Origin of the sequence: Microbacterium invictum (assembly GCF_034421375.1) — a bacterium.
Lineage (GTDB): Bacteria > Actinomycetota > Actinomycetes > Actinomycetales > Microbacteriaceae > Microbacterium > Microbacterium invictum_A.
In genome coordinates, this window is sequence record NZ_CP139779.1 from 1608304 (window position 1) to 1624689 (window position 16386).

14 protein-coding genes and 1 tRNA gene are annotated in these 16386 nt (G+C 70.1%); 9 read left to right on the forward strand and 6 right to left on the reverse strand.

What is annotated here, in order from left to right; all coding sequences use genetic code 11:
* Window positions 1-64 precede the first annotated feature (64 nt).
* A tRNA-Met gene (locus T9R20_RS07740) sits at window positions 65-141 on the reverse strand.
* Window positions 142-235: 94 nt separating this feature from the next.
* Here T9R20_RS07740 and T9R20_RS07745 point away from each other — a divergent pair.
* Both T9R20_RS07745 and T9R20_RS07750 read left to right on the forward strand, forming a co-directional pair.
* Window positions 236-769 carry a DUF6328 family protein gene (locus T9R20_RS07745; RefSeq protein ID WP_322411943.1) on the forward strand — a complete coding sequence of 178 codons (534 nt, stop codon included), beginning with the start codon at window positions 236-238 and terminating at the stop codon, window positions 767-769.
* Window positions 766-1590, forward strand: a complete 825-nt coding sequence (locus T9R20_RS07750) for a carbon-nitrogen hydrolase family protein (RefSeq protein WP_322411944.1) — start codon at window positions 766-768, stop codon at window positions 1588-1590. Before T9R20_RS07745 ends, T9R20_RS07750 begins: the two co-directional genes overlap by 4 nt.
* On the opposite strand, the gene T9R20_RS07755 is transcribed toward T9R20_RS07750, so the two are convergent.
* Complete coding sequence (locus T9R20_RS07755) at window positions 1587-2792, reverse strand: aminotransferase class I/II-fold pyridoxal phosphate-dependent enzyme (protein ID WP_322411945.1); 1206 nt, start codon at window positions 2790-2792, stop codon at window positions 1587-1589. The two genes, T9R20_RS07750 and T9R20_RS07755, sit on opposite strands and share 4 nt — an antisense overlap.
* A gap of 156 nt (window positions 2793-2948) precedes the next feature.
* On the opposite strand from T9R20_RS07755, the gene T9R20_RS07760 reads away from it, so the two are divergent.
* The 3 genes from T9R20_RS07760 to T9R20_RS07770 are packed head-to-tail and all read left to right on the forward strand — an operon-like array spanning window position 2949 to window position 7159.
* On the forward strand, window positions 2949-4400 hold the full coding sequence (locus tag T9R20_RS07760; RefSeq protein ID WP_322411946.1) for a S1C family serine protease: 1452 nt from the start codon (window positions 2949-2951) through the stop codon (window positions 4398-4400).
* Between the two features lie 42 nt (window positions 4401-4442).
* On the forward strand, window positions 4443-5714 hold the full coding sequence (locus T9R20_RS07765) for a CDP-glycerol glycerophosphotransferase family protein (RefSeq protein WP_322411947.1): 1272 nt from the start codon (window positions 4443-4445) through the stop codon (window positions 5712-5714).
* Window positions 5711-7159 (forward strand): CDP-glycerol glycerophosphotransferase family protein, encoded by a 1449-nt coding sequence (locus tag T9R20_RS07770; RefSeq protein WP_322411948.1) that lies wholly within the window; start codon window positions 5711-5713, stop codon window positions 7157-7159. Before T9R20_RS07765 ends, T9R20_RS07770 begins: the two co-directional genes overlap by 4 nt.
* Window positions 7160-7177: 18 nt before the next feature.
* On the opposite strand, the gene T9R20_RS07775 is transcribed toward T9R20_RS07770, so the two are convergent.
* Window positions 7178-8203 carry a glycosyltransferase family 2 protein gene (locus T9R20_RS07775; RefSeq protein WP_322412137.1) on the reverse strand — a complete coding sequence of 342 codons (1026 nt, stop codon included), beginning with the start codon at window positions 8201-8203 and terminating at the stop codon, window positions 7178-7180.
* Between the two features lie 109 nt (window positions 8204-8312).
* Here T9R20_RS07775 and T9R20_RS07780 point away from each other — a divergent pair, with 109 nt between their 5' ends.
* A complete protein-coding gene (locus T9R20_RS07780) occupies window positions 8313-9614 on the forward strand; it encodes a CDP-glycerol glycerophosphotransferase family protein (RefSeq protein WP_322411949.1) in 1302 nt (433 codons plus the stop codon).
* A 31-nt stretch (window positions 9615-9645) separates the two neighbouring features.
* Here T9R20_RS07780 and T9R20_RS07785 read toward each other — a convergent pair whose 3' ends face one another.
* The 3 genes from T9R20_RS07785 to T9R20_RS07795 form a co-directional block, all read right to left on the reverse strand.
* Window positions 9646-11022, reverse strand: a complete 1377-nt coding sequence (locus T9R20_RS07785; RefSeq protein WP_322411950.1) for an HNH endonuclease — start codon at window positions 11020-11022, stop codon at window positions 9646-9648.
* 80 nt (window positions 11023-11102) lie between these two features.
* Window positions 11103-12029, reverse strand: a complete 927-nt coding sequence (locus T9R20_RS07790) for a hypothetical protein (protein ID WP_322411951.1) — start codon at window positions 12027-12029, stop codon at window positions 11103-11105.
* Window positions 12030-12112: 83 nt separating this feature from the next.
* Window positions 12113-12805 carry a phosphocholine cytidylyltransferase family protein gene (locus T9R20_RS07795; RefSeq protein WP_322411952.1) on the reverse strand — a complete coding sequence of 231 codons (693 nt, stop codon included), beginning with the start codon at window positions 12803-12805 and terminating at the stop codon, window positions 12113-12115.
* A 193-nt stretch (window positions 12806-12998) separates the two neighbouring features.
* On the opposite strand from T9R20_RS07795, the gene T9R20_RS07800 reads away from it, so the two are divergent.
* Genes T9R20_RS07800 through T9R20_RS07810 form a run of 3 tightly spaced genes read left to right on the forward strand, consistent with a single transcriptional unit; the run spans window position 12999 to window position 16367 of the window.
* Window positions 12999-14510: an ATP-binding cassette domain-containing protein gene (locus tag T9R20_RS07800; protein WP_322411953.1), complete on the forward strand. Its 1512-nt coding sequence runs from the start codon at window positions 12999-13001 to the stop codon at window positions 14508-14510.
* Complete coding sequence (locus T9R20_RS07805; RefSeq protein ID WP_322411954.1) at window positions 14507-16054, forward strand: hypothetical protein; 1548 nt, start codon at window positions 14507-14509, stop codon at window positions 16052-16054. Before T9R20_RS07800 ends, T9R20_RS07805 begins: the two co-directional genes overlap by 4 nt.
* A 49-nt stretch (window positions 16055-16103) precedes the next feature.
* Window positions 16104-16367 (forward strand): DUF3039 domain-containing protein, encoded by a 264-nt coding sequence (locus T9R20_RS07810; RefSeq protein ID WP_322411955.1) that lies wholly within the window; start codon window positions 16104-16106, stop codon window positions 16365-16367.
* Window positions 16368-16386: the final 19 nt, after the last annotated feature.

Consider the following 16386-nt stretch of genomic DNA (forward strand, 5'->3'; position numbering starts at 1 on the left):
GGGGTGCGACGCCGCGTGTCGCGGCGAAAATGACGGAAGGCGTCCCTTCCGGGACGCCTTCCTCTGGTTGCGGGGGCAGGATTTGAACCTACGACCTCTGGGTTATGAGCCCAGCGAGCTACCGAACTGCTCCACCCCGCGGCACAAGAGAAAAGCCTAGCACGGGCGATCCGCGTCGTCGAACCGGGGCGGTCCACGGTTGCCGGCGTGCCCCCCGGCCGGGCAGGGTAGCTGCATGCCCGCTTCGCCCGAGAACGTCGTGGACGACCGGACCGACGGGCGCGACGAGTCGCCGACCGAGCGCGCCGATCGGAACTGGAACGAGGTGCTCCAAGAGCTTCGCGTGCTGCAGACAGGCACGCAGATCCTCACCGGCTTTCTGCTGGCCCTCGCGTTCCAGCCGGCGTTCGCCGACTTGAGTGGGGCGCAGCGGGGCTTCTATCTCGCCCTTGTCCTGCTCTCGGCGTTGAGCGCGATCATCGCACTCGCTCCGGTGGCGCTGCATCGCGTGCTCTTCGGACGAGGATTGAAGGCAACGGTGGTGCGGTTCGGCCACTCGGCCCTGCTCACGGCGCTCACGATCGTCGCGCTGCTGCTCTCGGGTGTCGTGGCCTTCGTCTTCGACGTCGTCCTGGGCACCGCTGCGGCGGCGGTCTCCGCCGCTGCGCTGGTGCTGCTGGTGGTCGTGCTCTGGATCGTCACACCCGCGGTCGTCCGTGGTCGCCATCGCAGCGACCCCGGGGTCGCCGAGAAGGGATCCCCGCAGTGAACGTCGATTCCCGTGTCCTCACCGCGGTGGCCCAGTTCGGCCCCACCGCCGACAGCGCGGCCAACCGTCGAAGGGTGGCCGAACTCGTCCGCAGCGCCGCCACGCAGGGGGCGCGAGTCGTCGTCCTCCCCGAATACTCCAACTACTTCATCGATCCCTTCGACGCGTCGCTGGACGCGCACGCCGAGACTCTCGACGGGCCCTTCGTGTCGGCGCTGCAGCAGCTCGCCGCCCAGACACGGACCTGCATCGTCGCCGGCCTGCTGGAGCGCGGCGACGCCCACCGCGTGCGCAACACCGTCGTCGCGGTGACCGAGGCCGGGCCGATCGCGGTGTACCGCAAGATCCACCTCTACGACGCCTTCGGACAGCGGGAGTCCGACTGGATCCAGGCGGGCGAGACGACGCAGCCGCAGACGTTCGTCGTCGGCGGCATCCGATTCGGCCTGATGACCTGCTACGACCTCAGATTCCCTGAGATGGGGCGGATCCTCGCCGACGCCGGTGCCACAGCCTTCCTCGTCCCCGCGGAATGGGTGCGCGGCCCGCTGAAGGAGCATCACTGGCAGACCCTCCTGCAGGCGCGCGCCATCGAGAACACCGCCTATGTGGTCGCCGCCGACCACCCACCGCCCCTGGGGGTGGGCCTCTCGGGCGTGATCGATCCTCAGGGAGTGACTGTTGCCGGCGTGGGATCGGGCACGGGAATCGCGCTCGCCCACCTCGATCCGGGACTCGTCGCGGGGGTCCGCGAACAGAACCCGGCGCTTCGGCTCCGCCGCTTCCGAGTGATCGCCGATTCCCCGCAACCAGGCCGTTAGCGCCGGAGCCGCGACAGCCGGTGCACGGCCTCCTCGAGAACGCCGACCTGCTTGCAGGCCGCGAAGCGGATGAGGCTCGCCACGGAGGGGCGCGCCTCCGGCCGGACGAAGGCGGTCACGGGTACTGCGACGACACCGATCCGCTCGGCCATCTCCCGGCAGAACGAGTCGGCATCGACGACCCCCAGGGCCTGCGCGTCGACGACGGTGAAGTAGGTCGCCGCCGGAACCGACACGTCGAAGCCCGCGGCGCGCAGTCCGTCGCCGAGGAGATCGCGCTTCTGCCGAAGCGTGTCGGCGATCGTCGAGAACCACGCGTCGGGCAGCCTCAGGCCCGCGGCGATGGCGGGTTGGAAGGGCGCACCTCCCGAGTACGTGAGGTACTGCTTGACAGCGACGATGGCGTCGATCAGATCGGCGGGTCCGGTGGCCCACCCGATCTTCCACCCGGTGGTGGAGAAGGTCTTGCCTCCGGACGAGATCGAGACGGTCCGCTCCCACGCACCCGGCATCGCCGCGATCGAGGCGTGTCGGCCTTCGAAGACGAGGTGCTCGTAGACCTCGTCGGTCACGATCCAGGCGTCGTACTCGTGCGCAAGTCGCACCACTTCGGCGCGCAGCGACGGGGAGAACACCGCTCCGGTGGGGTTGTGGGGGTCGTTGACGAGGATGACGCGGGTTCGATCTCCGACCGCGGCGCGGAGGTCTTCCGGGTCTGGCTGGAAGTCCGGAAATCTGAGCGGAACGGTCACCAGGCGAGCGCCGGACAGCGCGACCAGGGCCGCGTAGGCGTCGTAGAAGGGCTCGAACACCACGACCTCGTCCTGGGGTCCGTCCACCAGGGCCAGGAGTGCCGCCGCCAGCGCTTCGGTCGCCCCGGCGGTGACTAGCACGTGGCGATCGGGATCGAGGTGCACGCCGTGGAATCGCAGCCGATGGGCGGCGATCGCCTCGCGCAGCTCCGCCCCGCCCCGCCCGGGCGGATACTGATTCGCGCCGAAGGCGATGGCGGCGCGGGCGGCATCCAGCACCTCGGCCGGCCCGTCCTCGTCGGGGAACCCCTGGCCGAGATTGATCGCCCCGGTTCGGGCCGCCAGGGCCGACATCTCGGCGAAGATGGTAGGGCGGGTGCTGCCGTCCGAGGAGAGCAGCCCGGCGCCGTCGGCCGTTCGCCGCCAGGCTCCGGGAAGGGAACGGGGCATCATGGGCATCCCTCCTGCACGGGTTCCTCAGCATTGCATAGGCGCATCGCGGGCGGATCATAAGAAACCCACAGGATGGATGACCACGCTTGTCCTCAGATCGAGAAGACACGCGATCGAGGGTTTCGATGGGCTCCGGCCCGAGGAGGAACGAAGATGAGCGACAACAGCAGCGAACGCCCGGCGGGCGAGGTCCCGCCGACGCCCCCCGTTCCGGAGACGCCGGCGGCGACGGCCGCCCAGCACACGCCGCCGGCCGGCTGGCATGTCCCCCCGCGGCCCGCGCCGCCGACCGCGGCCGCCGGCAGTGCGTTCTCGACCGGAACCCACCCGACGCAGCCGACCCTTCCCCTCGGCGACGCCGCTCGCGGGTACGGTGACGCGCCGGGCGCGGCGACGCCGACGGCTACCCCCACCAAGCGGAAGTCCGGTGCGGCCCGGGTCGCGGGCCTGCTCGTCGCCGCTGCGGTCGTCGGCGGCGCGGCCGGACTGGGCGGTGCCTACGCGGGGGTCTCGCTGTTCCAGCCGACAGCGACCACGTCGACGGCGACCGGTCCGACCAGCGTGACGGTCAACGACACCGACGAGGTCAACCAGACCACGGCGATCGCCGCCAAGGTGGTGCCCAGCGTGGTGACGATCGAAGCCACGAGCACCGCGGGAAGCGGCACGGGATCAGGGGTGATCCTCTCCAGCGACGGCTACGTGGTGACCAACACCCACGTGGTGACGCTCGACGGAGCGACAGCGGACGCGGCGATCCGCGTGACCACGGCCGACGGCCGCGTCTTCGACGCGGAGATCGTCGGGACCGATCCGTTGTACGACCTCGCGGTGATCAAGCTGCAGGATGCGGAGGGACTCACTCCGATCGAGTTCGCCGACTCGTCCGACCTCAACGTCGGCGATGAGACGACCGCCGTGGGCGCACCCCTCGGACTGTCGAACACGGTGACCACCGGAATCGTCAGCGCCCTGAACCGGTCGATCGAGATCGCCTCCTCTGCCGCGCCCGATGAGGGCGACGCCGACGAGGACCAGGGCGAGGCACCGCCGTTCTCGTTCGACTTCGGCCAGGGCGAGCAGTCGGGTCAGGCAGCGGAGTCGATCAAGATCGCCGTCATCCAGACCGACGCCGCGATCAACCCGGGCAACTCCGGTGGGGCGCTGGTCGACTCGGAGGGTCGGCTGATCGGCGTGAACGTCGCCATCGCCTCTGCGGGCGGCAGCTCCACGACAGGGGGGAACATCGGCGTCGGCTTCGCCATCCCGTCCGACATCGTGCAGCGGGTCACCGACGAGCTGATCGACAACGGCTCGGCGACCCACGGACTGCTGGGTGCGAACGTGCAGTCGGCGGCATACGTCGACGATGCCGACATCACGGGCGCCTACATCGCCGAGGTGACCCCGGGCGGCGCGGCCGAGGCCGCCGGCCTCCAGGCGGGTGACATCGTCACGGAGTTCAACGGTGTGCCGATCACCGACTCCGTCGACCTCACCGCTCAGGTCCGTGCGCTCGCCGCGGGCAGCGAGGTCTCGCTGACCTACGTCCGTGACGGTCAGGAAGCCACGGCCGAGGTGACCCTGGGCGAGCTGCAGCAGTAGCCGTTCCCCGGTTCGGACGCCATCCCGCGATAGGCTCGCGGGATGGCGTCCTTCTCGTTCGGCGCGGGGAACGCACGCAAAGTGGCGAGCATTCCGCTGTACGCGTTCGGTCGTGTCGCGACGTTGCTCGTGCCGCGCCGACGCGACCTCTGGGTGTTCGGGTGCGCGGTGGGCATCGCCGACGGAGCGCTCGCCCTTTGGGACGAAGCGGCGGCCCATGGGCGCCGTGCGGTCTGGCTGACCGCGTCCGAGGACGAGGATAGGGATGCCGCGGCCCGAGGCATCCCGACAGTGCGGAGGTCCTCGCTCCGGGGCTTCTGGCTGACCGCCCGCGCGCGGGTGGTCGTGGTCACCCACGGGTTCGGGGACGTCAACCGTTACGCCACCGGTGGCGCCTTCGTGGTTCAGCTGTGGCACGGCATCCCGCTGAAGCGGATCGGCGTGGATTCCCCCGAGACGGTGCGCAGCAGCATCCTTCCCCGATCGCGCGCGATGCGCGCGTTCATCCGCGCGATGTACCGCGGTGCGACGCGACGCATCGGCCTCATCCCGGCGGCGTCGCACCTCGTGCGGGGCCGTCTGGAATCGGCCTTCTCCCTCCCGGACGAGCGCGTTCCGGTGACCGGTGAGCCACGGGTCGACGTCCTGTCACGAGGCTCGGCCGAGGGGCGTCGACGTCGGGCCCGGGCACTGCTGTCGTCGACGGTGGGGACGATCCCGGACGCGGCGCGGGTGATCCTCTACGCTCCCACCTGGCGCGACGGCGCGCCGGATCCTGCGGTGCCGACGGCGGAGGACTGGCAGGCGCTCGGCGAGAGCCTCGAGGCGCAGGACGCGATCCTGCTCATCCGTTCGCACCCGCTCGGCGCCGGCGAGTACGCGCCGCCCCATCCGACGGCGCGGATCCGGATGATCGGGAGCGACCTCCTTCGGGATGTGACCCCCGTCCTCCCTGGAATCGATCTGCTCATCACCGACTACTCGTCGCTGGTGTTCGACGTGGGCCTGAACCGCACGCCCGTCCTGTTCCTCGCGCCGGATGTCGAGGAGTACGCCGCGCGCCGCGGCTTCTACGGCTCGTTCGACGCCATCGCGTCGGGCGACGTCGCGTCGGACTGGGCGGAGATCATCCGGCGGCTGGGTCCCGCGGTCACCGACGGCGCGGCTCGAGACCGTCTGGCCGAGCGTTCCGCTGCGCGGAGCGCCGAGGTCCACGCCTTCCGTGACGGAGGCAATACCGCACGGGTGCACCGTGCCATCCTGAACGCCACGGGCGCCGCCACCGCCGACGGCCGCACGAGAGGACGCAGATGATCCACGCCCGATTCCAGTCCGACCCCGCGCCCGCGCTCCTTATCTCCGGTTCGGGGCCGGCGCCGCAGCGCGCGAGCCTCGAGGGCCCGCGGGCGGGCGTCTCCGCCGCGGTCGTCGCCGACGGCGATGAGTGGCACATCGATCTGCCGTTGCACGTCGCGCGATGGGGCGGACCGGACCTCCCCCTTCCGCGGGGGTCGTACGCGCTGCGCCTGAGCGGACCCGGAGCCGAAGACGCGGCAGTTCCGGATGTCGCGATGAGCCTCCTCGGCACCCTCCGCGCCGAGGTGCGCGACAACCTGGTCGTGATCGGCCCGCCGGTCGACCCGGTGTACGACTCGGGTGAAGGGCAGGCCGCCCTCGAACGGCGATACGCAACGCGTCCGGGCGAGCTCGAGAACGCGGTCTTCTTCGAGAGCTTCTACGGGCGGAACGCCAGCTGCAACCCGCTCGCCATCGATCGAGAGCTCGCGCGGCGGGCCCCAGGAGTAACCCGCTACTGGAGCGTCGCCGACCTGTCGGTGGTCGTCCCGGACGGCGCCGTGCCCGTCGTCGAGGGGAGCCCCGACTGGTGGCGGGCGCGGGGCGTGTCACGCCTGCTCGTCGTCAACGACTGGCTTCGGCGCCGCTTCTCACGACGCGGCGGACAGATCGTCCTCCAGACCTGGCACGGCACGCCGCTGAAGCGGCTCGCCCTCCACCGCCCGGGCTTCGACCCGCGACGGGCGGCGGCGGTCATCCGCGAATCGTTCCGGTGGGACATCCTCCTCGCCCAGAACCCCTATGCGGCCACCGTGCTCCGCAAGGCCTACGCATTCCTGCGTCGCCCGCTGTGGGTCGAGGGGTACCCGAGGAACGACGTGCTGGTCACCGGCGACGGCGGGCCGACGCGAAGGGCGCTCGGCATCGGGGCCGACGAGCGCGTCATCCTGTACGCCCCCACCTGGCGGGATGACCGCGATGAGATCGTCGACTTCGTCGATCCGTCGAGCCTCGCCGCCGAGACAGGGTCGGTCGTCCTGGTCCGCGGCCACTCCCGGACCCTTCAGCCCGGGCACGACCTCTCCGGTCCCCGGGTGATCGACGTCACCGGATTCCCCGACACCTCCGCTCTGCTCCTCGCCGCGGATGCGCTCGTCACCGACTACTCATCGGTGATGTTCGACTTCAGCGTCACGGGGAAGCCGATGTACTTCCTGGTTCCCGACATGGACCACTACCGGGGGACGCTCCGCGGCTTCTACTTCGACCTCGCCGCCCGCGCTCCGGGGCCGGTGGTCCGCACCCAGCAGGAACTCGTCACGGCGCTCGCGGGGGAGGACACCACGGCCTACGCCGAGAAGTACGACGCGTGGCGCCGTGCCTTCAACGCCCGCGACGACGGACGGGCGGCCGAACGGGTCGTCAGCCGCATCCTCGATCAGGGTCTCATCGGACGCGAGTGACACCCGAGCTGCCGCCGGTCAGGGGAGCGGTGTGTTGCGATCGCCGATCCGCGAGGTGTCGACGGTGTCGTCGGCGCCGCGGATCAGGCCGATGAGGAACCCGGTGCCCCACGCGAAGTGCATCGTGGGAAGCACGGCGAGCGTCCACGCCTTGTCTCGCCAGCCCGCGCCACCACCGGGTCCGGCTGCGACCACGACGAGGAGCACCAGGTAGGCGAGCACCGGCAGGTGGACGATGGAGGCGAGAAGGGCGGGGATGCCGGTGAGCACGCCGGTGAGCTGGAGGACGGCCACGACCGCGGCTGCGGCGGCGTCGATCACGAGCGCCGGCGGGGCGAAGAACCGCAGTGAGTTCACCAGGCCGTAGCGGCGCACCAGTTCACCGCGCCATCGTCCGGTGGCGAAGAACTGCCGTGCGAGCCGGGCCCAGCTCTCGCGGGGCCAGTACGTCACCGAGAGTGTCGGATCGAACCACACTCGGTAGCCGGCGCGGCGGATGCGGAGGTTCAGCTCCCAGTCCTCGCCCCGCCGGATCGATTCGTCGAACAGGCCCACCTCGTCGAGGACGGCACGGCGCATGACCCCGAGGTATGCGGACTCGGCATCGCCCTCGGCGGCTCCGCCATGGTAGGCGCCCCCGCCCAGACCGATCCGGGAGTTGTAGGCTCTCGCCACCGCGCGTTGGAACGGGGTGCGTCCGTCGGCCCGCATCACACCGCCGACGTTCGCCGCGCCGACGCGCGAAAGCGTCTGCAGCGCGCGGCGGGTGTACCCGGGCTCGAGCTCGGAGTGCGCATCGACCCGCACGATGGTGGGGTACCGGCTCGCGCGGATAGCGATGTTCAATCCGACGGGGATGTCGGCCTCGGGGTTGTCGACAAGCACGATGCGGGGGTCGCCGGTGGCGAGGGTGGCGGCGAGCTCGCTGGTGCCGTCGGTGGACGGTGCGAGGGCGATGATCAATTCGATCGGTGCGTCGACGTCCTGCGTCAGAACGGTCTCGACCGCTCGGGCGAGGTAGTCGCGCTCGTTCAGGACGGGCATGACGAAGGACACTCCGGCGCCGACGGGAACGGCGGGCGCGTCCCGCCGCCTCCGTTCGTCTGCCTGCACCCGTCGATCATGTCACGCGACCGCTGGCTAGTCTGGATGGGTGAAGTGGGTGTCCGATGCGGGGAAGGCCGTCGCCCTGGTGCGACGGGCTCTGGAGAATCGGGCGGCCGTGGCCGATGTGCGTCGGCGGCAGGCGGCGGCGCGGCCGCATCCCTCGGACCACTACCGGATCGCTGTGTACTTCGCCGACGGAGCGGTGAACATGTACCAGATGCGGCAGTGGTACCGCCCGCTCCAGGAACTGGCTCGCACATGGCCCGTCGTGGTGCTCAGCCGCGCCGTGACCGGCGCCCGCGCGCTGATGGAGGATGACGCCCTGCCCGTCGCGTTCGTCCCGACGGTGCGCGATCTCGAGCAGTTCCTCGTCGCCGAAGACATCCGGATCGTCTTCTACGTGAACCAGAACACGCGGAACTTCCAGATGTTCCGGTACGGCCGGCGATGGCATGTGTTCATCAACCACGGCGAGTCGGACAAGATGTACATGACCACCAATCAGTACAAGGCCTACGACGTGGCCTTCATCGCGGGTGAGGCCGCTCGCGAACGGCTGTCGAGGGTTCTGTGGGATTACGACCTCGACCGGCGGACGCGGCAGATCGGTCGGCCCCAGGCGGATCACTACTCCGGATCGGTCCCGTATCCCGACGACGACCGGACGGTCGTGCTCTACGCACCCACCTGGGAGGGTGATCGTCCCTCGGCGCACTACGGCTCGATCCGGACCCATGGCGAGGCCCTGGTCTCGGCCCTGTTGGCGACCGGGCGGCACCGCGTCGTCTACCGTCCTCATCCCCGTTCCGGAGTCGTCGACCACGAGTACGGTGCAGCGAATCGACGCATCATCGCCGCGATCGCCGACGCCAACGCCGCAGATCCGTCTGCGCACCACGTCTTCGATGACAGACCCGAACTGGGCTGGCAGCTCGCTGCCGCCGACATCGCCATCGCCGACATCTCGGCCATGGTCTACGACCGACTCGCGGCCGGGAAACCCCTCCTCATCACGCGACCGGCTGACCCCGCCGCCGCTGTGGATGCGCACGGATATCTGTCGGCCTGCGAATGGCTCGACGCCGACCGTGCCTCCGAGATCGTCGCCGAAGCGGATCGCGTCCTGCGGGACCCGGAGGCCGTGTCGCGGCTGCAGCGCTGGGTGCGCCACTACTTCGGAGACACGTCGCCGGGGGCTGCCACGGCGCGGTTCCATGCCGCCGTCGCCGAGCTGATGGCCGCGTGGGAGGAGTGGCACCTGCGCTCCGCCGACGCCGACGGCGACGGCGATGACGCCAACGACGTGCAGGATTCCCCGGATCGCGAGGGCGACGAGGAGCTCGACTAGCGGCTGCGCCAGCATGCCTTCCCTCGGGGTGTCAGAGGGGTGCGGGTGCGTGTGGGTCGTCGGCGGGTTCGTCGAGGTTGCGGAATTCGGTGCCGGGGGTGGTCCATTTGACCCACAGGTCGTCGGGGAGGTCTTCTTCCGGATGGAAGTGCACCCCGTGGCCGGGTGGATTGTCGATATGGGTCCGGCCGGTCGGGGAGGTCCACTCCATAACCCCACCGTCGAGTTGTGTCACTGTCCAGGCGGTGAACTGTTTCATGCTGTGATGCCGTTGGCACAGGCAGCACAGGTTGCAGATCTCCGTCTTCCCCCCGAGGGCGGCGTCGTGGTTGTGGTCGACCTCGCATTTTCGGGCGGGCATCCGGCAGCCCGGCCACCGGCAGTGCTTGTCCCGGCCTTTGAGGAACCGGACCATCGCCCCGGTCGGCCGGTACTGATCCACCGCCATGATCAACCCCGTGATCGGATGGGTCAGCAGCCGCTCCCAGACCCCGTCGCTGTTCCCCGCCAGCGACCGCGCCGTCTCGGCGTCGATCGGGCCTACCCCGGCGAGGTCGCACGGGACATCGCTCTGCCCCATGAGCGCCATGACGGGGATCACGACCTGCACCTTCGCCCGGATCGCCCCCAACCCTCCCGGAAGCTCGCCGTCGCGCACCGGGTCAAGGGTCGGGGTGGCGGTGAGGAGCATGTCGGCGAACACGTCCGCGCGGACCTCGTCGATGGACCGGGTGTCCGCCGAGTCATCGCCTGGCTGCGGTTCCCGCGCGGCGATGACCTCGTTCGCTTCGTCGGTGAGGCGCTGGAAGATCGCCTCGATCAGCACCGTGGAGTGCACCGCCCGCAGCTCCGACATCCCCTCCCCGATCGAGTACCGGACGATCCTCCGCTCCCGGAACGCCTCCCCATGCCGCTCGGTCAGCGACCGAGGGTGCATCCGCTCCGCGATGACCTCCAAATCCGCCCTCGCACGACCAGGGGTCTCGTCCAAACAGATCTCCGCAGCGACCTGATCGAACTCCCCCTTCACCTCCACCGGCAGGCGCCGCCCGACATCCTCCACCACCGCCACGTGCGCCCGCGTGATCAGCCCCTTCTCCCAGCAGTGCAGCGTCGCGGGGTAGTCGTTGACCAGCGCGTAGGCGGTGTCGATCTGGCGTTGCACCGACCGGTCCGACAACCTGATCGCGGCGGCGATCTCCGCCGCCACACCCCGCAACGCCATGTCCCTGTCCCGCACCACCGCCGACGACCCCTCCGCCAACCGTGCCGCGAACGCGCCCGCTTTCGCTTGCACCGCCTCTGCGGCCGCGAGCACCCGCTCCGCTTCCTCGGCCTCCGCGAGGATCCCCGTCAGCTCGGACCGGTCCTCGTCACGGAGGAGAGTGAGCCGCGGGTTCGAACGCATGTATGAATCATCCCACCACCCTCCGACATTCACACCCGAAACCCTCACCCGCAGGGTGAACCCAACCCGAGTCGCGTGGGTCAGCCCCTACCCTCATCGGTCGCGTCCACCGCCCCCGGCGACGTCATCCGCTCGCGACGACCCCCGGAACCGATCATCCGTCCGACCGCGCCGGTGGCTCCGGCGACGGCCGTTCCCGCACGCCGAATCACGCCGACGGCCGCGGATTCCACGCGCTGGGCGCCCGGCCTGGGCTCCACGTCGACGGGCAGGACCTCGGGCGGGAGCCCGAAAGCGCGTCGCGACCCGACGAGGACCCGCCGCCCGAGGATGTTGTTCCCGGCCCCGCCCACGGCCGCACCGATGCCGAACGGCAGCGCTTTGCCGAGCCAGCTCGCTCCGCCACGCGCCGCGAACTGTCTGACGAAGGTCGACTTCAGACGGTCGACGAGGGGGCCGACCGCGGCACGGGGGAGGGTCTTCGTGATGATCTCGCCCCAGTACGAGTCGCGGGCCGGACCCTTTCCGGCGGCCTGCTGAGCGAGCTGCCGAAGGAGGTCGACGCCTTCCGTGCCGAGCATCAGGGTGAGGACCAGCGCCCGGGCGCGATCGGGGTCGGTCACGGCGATTCCGTGCACTTCGGCGATCGACTGCGAGAACAGCGTGGTCGCTTCCAGGAAGCCCACTGTCTCCACGCCGCTCAATGCGAGGGTCACCCCGGTGCCCACTCCGGGAATGACGGCCGTCGCCCCGACGGCGGCCCCGCCGGTCGTCACGGCGGCGAGGTACCGGCGTTCGAGGATCCGGATGATCTGGGCCGGCGTCGCATCGGGATGGCGGAGTCGGATGCTGCGCAGATGGGCAAGAACGACGGGACGCTGGATGGCGAGCACCCGGTCCAGCAGACGTACGACGTGCGGGTGCTCGTCCGATCCGACCGGCGGGAGACCTCCCTGCCAGGGTGCGTCGTCGGTCATCGAGTGGATGCGGTGCACCTTCTCAGCCATGGCGGCGATCCTACGAGCCGGGGCCGTCCGCGCCCTGGGTGTTGACGAGGGCCCGCCGACAGGGGATGACGCTGATCGCGTCGTCAGACAAAGAGGTTCGCCCGCTCCAGATCCTCGGCGAAGTCCACCTCGACCGCGTACAGATCCGAGATGTCCATCACACGCAGCTGCAGACCGTCCTCGACGATCGCGAGCTCGAGGGCGCGCTCGAAGTAGTCCTGGTCCGCGACCCGGTTCAGCTGGCGGATGAATGCGCGCTTGTCGCGGCTGGAGATGTAGTTGATCCCGACCGCCTCACCGATTCCGCCCGTCACCGTCTTGGAGAGCTCCTTGACGAAGCCGTCCTCGGAGAGGGTGTACTTGACCTCTTCGTCCGAGACCTTGGCGGTGTTGACCGTCACGAAGGAGCGATCGCCTTCGATCAGCTCGATCGCGCGGCCGAGCACGCGGGGATCGAAGACGACGTCGCCGTTCATCCACAGCACGCCGCCCTTGCCCGTGGCCGTGAGGGCGCGCAAGAGGGACTTGGAGGTGTTGGTCTGGTCGTACCGGTCGTTGTGCACGTAGTGGACGTCTGGGAATGCGTCGACGATCGCTTCGGCGCGATAGCCGACGACGGTGGTGATGCGCGCGTCGTCGCCGAAAGCTGCCCGGATGTTGTCATGCTGCTGCTGCATGATGCTGCGGCCGTCGTTGAGCTCCGTGAGCGGCTTGGGGAGGCTGCGGCCGAGCCGCGAGCCCATGCCCGCGGCGAGAATAACGGTCTGAACGGTCAAGGTCTGCTCCTGGAGTGTGCGATTCACGGTCGGTTAACCGACTGGACACTCCGTTGTGCCCATCTGATGGTAGCCATAACCCCTGGGAGGAGGCATAATATCTTCCCGCCGTTGCGGCATTGTGATATATCGAACAATGACGGTTCGCTCACAACCCGTTCGCCGAATCGGATGCGCTTGATAGCGTGATGCAGTGACTCCCTCACTCCCGATGCCCGACGATGCTGACACGGCCCGCGCCGCCAGCGACGACGACGGTGTCGTGGCGCGTGAGGTCGAGATCAAGCTCGTCCCGCTGTTGCCCCGGTCTGAGACCGATGAGACGCCCGGGACAGATCCGAGGGCGCCCACGACGCCGACCACACCGACGGAGCCGACGGTGAAGGATGCGGCTGCCCCGTCCCGGGCGCCCCGTGCACCGCGCGCTCCGCGGAAGACTCCGGCACGCAAAACCCCGGTGCGGAAGTCGTCGGCCTCGCCCCGCACGCCCCGCGCCCCCCGCCCGTCCGACGACAGCGTGACGGACACTGCGGCGTCGATCCCGTCCGCGACCGAGGTTCCGGCCTTCCCTCCGGCCGAGGCCGTCGTCGTGCCGCAGATCCCGCCCCTGCCGTCGGTTCCTGCCGACGCCATCGTGATCCCGCCCCGCCCACCCCTGCCGCCGGTCGCCGAGACCGTGCCGGACGACGCGGTCCCGCCACCGGTCGAGGCTCCGGCCGAGGTGTCGGCGGTCGAGGACGCGACGCCCGACGGGTCCCCGGTCGTCGAGGCCCTGCCCCTCGAGGTCCCGACCGAGGAGCCCGCGCCCGCGGAGGCCGTCGACGATGGCGCCGAGCGTGTGTCCGACGAGGTGTCCGAAGAACCAGACGAAGTCCGCCCGACAGCTCCTGAGGCCGCCCCGCTCGCGCTCGCGGACAGCCTCGACCTCCCCGAGCCCGATCTCGATCACGCCGCCCTCACCGTGCGCGGCGTGTCGAAGTCGTTCGGCGGGACGCGCGCCGTCGACGGAATCGACCTGACGATCCCCGCCGGCACGTTCTACGGGCTCGTGGGTCCCAACGGTGCAGGCAAGACGACGACCCTCTCGATGATCGCCGGCCTCCTCCGGCCGGATCGGGGCACCATCCGCGTCGGCGACATCGATGCCGGCGCCAAGCCCCTCCAGGCCAAGAAGCTCATGGGAGTCCTGCCCGACCGGCTGCGCACGTTCGACCGCCTCACCGGACGTCAGCTCCTCTACTACTACGGCGTCCTCCGGGGGCTGCCCTCGTCGGTGGTCGAGGCGCGCAGCGCCGACCTGACTCGCGCCTTCGATCTCACCGATGCGCTGCATCGGGTCGTGTCGGACTACTCCGCCGGAATGGTCAAGAAGATCATGCTCGCCGGCGCCCTGATCCACTCACCGCGCCTGCTCGTTCTGGACGAGCCGTTCGAGTCCGTCGATCCCGTCTCGAGCGCCGTGATCCTCGACATCCTGTCGGCCTACGTCTCGCACGGCGGAACGGTGATCCTCTCCAGCCACGGGATGGAATTCGTCGAGCGCGTCTGTTCCCGCGTCGCGGTCATCGTGGCCGGGCAGGTGCTCGCGGAGGGCACGATCGACGAGGTGCGCGGCGAACTGACGCTCGAGCAGCGCTTCATCGAGCTCGCCGGTGGCCTGAGCGACGTGGAAGGCCTGGAGTGGTTGCACACGTTCTCCGATTGAGACTCGCCCTCGTCGCCGGTGCTCTTCGCGGCGATGGTCGCCACGTCACCCGGATGATCCTGGGATCGGTCCTGCTCGTCGCCGCCGTCGCGGCGGCCTGCTGGGCGCTGCTCACCCTTGCGGACGCACGGGCGGCGGTGGTGCTCGCGGTCACGGTTCTCGGCGGTGCGGGCCTCACCCTGGGGTTCGCCCTCGCGCCCGTGGTCGCCGCGGTATCCGATCCCCTCGACCCCCGCAGGTTCGCCGTGCTCGGGCTCGCCCCGGCACCGCTCGCGGCGACGCTCGCGGTCGCGGGGCTCGTGAGCGTGCCCATCGCCGCCCTCACGACGATGGCCGTCGCCGCCGGCATCACCTGGGGTGAACTCGGCGCCGCGTGGTGGGCGATCGCCCTCGGGGTCATCCTCGCCGTCGTCACCTGCGGCCTGCTCGCACGCGTCGGCATGGCGGTCACCTCTCTCTTCCTGCGTGAACGCCGCTCGCGTGAACTGACCGGGCTGTTCATCCTCGCCGTTCTCGTCGTGGTCGTGCCCGTCGGGGTGTTCCTGGCATCGCTGGAGTGGCGTGGCACGGTTCCCTCGCAGCTGTCCGAGGCGATCGAGATCCTCGCGCTCACCCCGCTCGGCGCGGCGTGGGCCTTCCCGGGGCTGGTGGTCACGGGGGCCGAGTCGGCGCCGCTGTCGTTCCTCGTGGCCATTCTCACGGTCGCAGCCCTCACCGGGCTGTGGTTCGGGCTGGTCCGGATGCTGCTCACGACCTCGGAGCGTCCGCTCACCGGTCGCGAGCGCGGCGGCCTCGGGTGGTTCGCCGTGGCGCCGGGAACCCCGGGCGGCGCGATCGCGGCACGGAGCCTGCTGTACTGGCTGACCGACAGGCGCTACCTCGTGAATGTGCTGGTGATCCCGGTCGCCGCCGTGCTCACCATCGTGCCCCTCCTCGTCGCCGGTGTGCCGCTCGAGATCGCCGTGCTGGTGCCGGTGCCGGTGGCCGCGCTCTTCTCCGGCTGGCTGCCCCACAACGACCTCGCCTACGACTCCACGGCCGTGTGGATGCACATCGGCAGCGGTGTCCGCGGAGCGTCCGACCGGATCGGACGCCTCGTGCCGATCATCCTCATCGGCGTCGTCCTGCTCGCGGTGGCCGTCCCGATCAGCATCTCCCTTCACGGGCGGTGGTCGGCGCTGCCCGCGATGACAGGATTGTGCGCGGCACTGTTCCTCTGCGGCCTCGGGCTGTCGAGCATCACCTCGGCGACCTGGCCCTACCCGGTGACCCGGCCCGGAGACAGCCCCTTCCAGCAGCCTCAGCGGACGGGGTCCGGGGGAGCGCTGGCACAGGCGTTCGTCATGATCGGGGCGATCCTGCTCAGTGCCCCCGTCGCGTGGTGGGGGTGGCTGTCGCTCACGGGCGACGAGGAGGCGACGACTCTCGCTCTGTGGGGCGGCCTCGCGATCGGAGGGTTCACCGCCATCGCCGGTGTCGCCGTGGGATCCGCGGTGTTCGAACGACGGGGGAGCCGCATCATGGAGTTCGCCGAGTCGTCCTGAGCGCCGTGCGATGCCCGGCGCGGGGGCCGCGCGGGTACACTTTCACCTCATGAGCACGCCCCTCGACAGCCCTGACCAGGGCGGCCTCGCAACCCTCGACCGCGAACTCGAAGAGCTCATTCGCGAGGAGACCCTCGAGCCCGGAGACCACGAGCGGTTCTCGCACTACGTCAAGAAGGACAAGATCCTCGAGTCGGCGATGACGGGGAAGCCCGTGCGTGCCCTGTGCGGCAAGAAGTGGACGCCGGGGCGCGACCCCGACAAGTTCCCGGTGTGCCCGACCTGCAAGGAGATCTACGAGTCGATGATCTGACCGGTCGCGGTCCCAGACC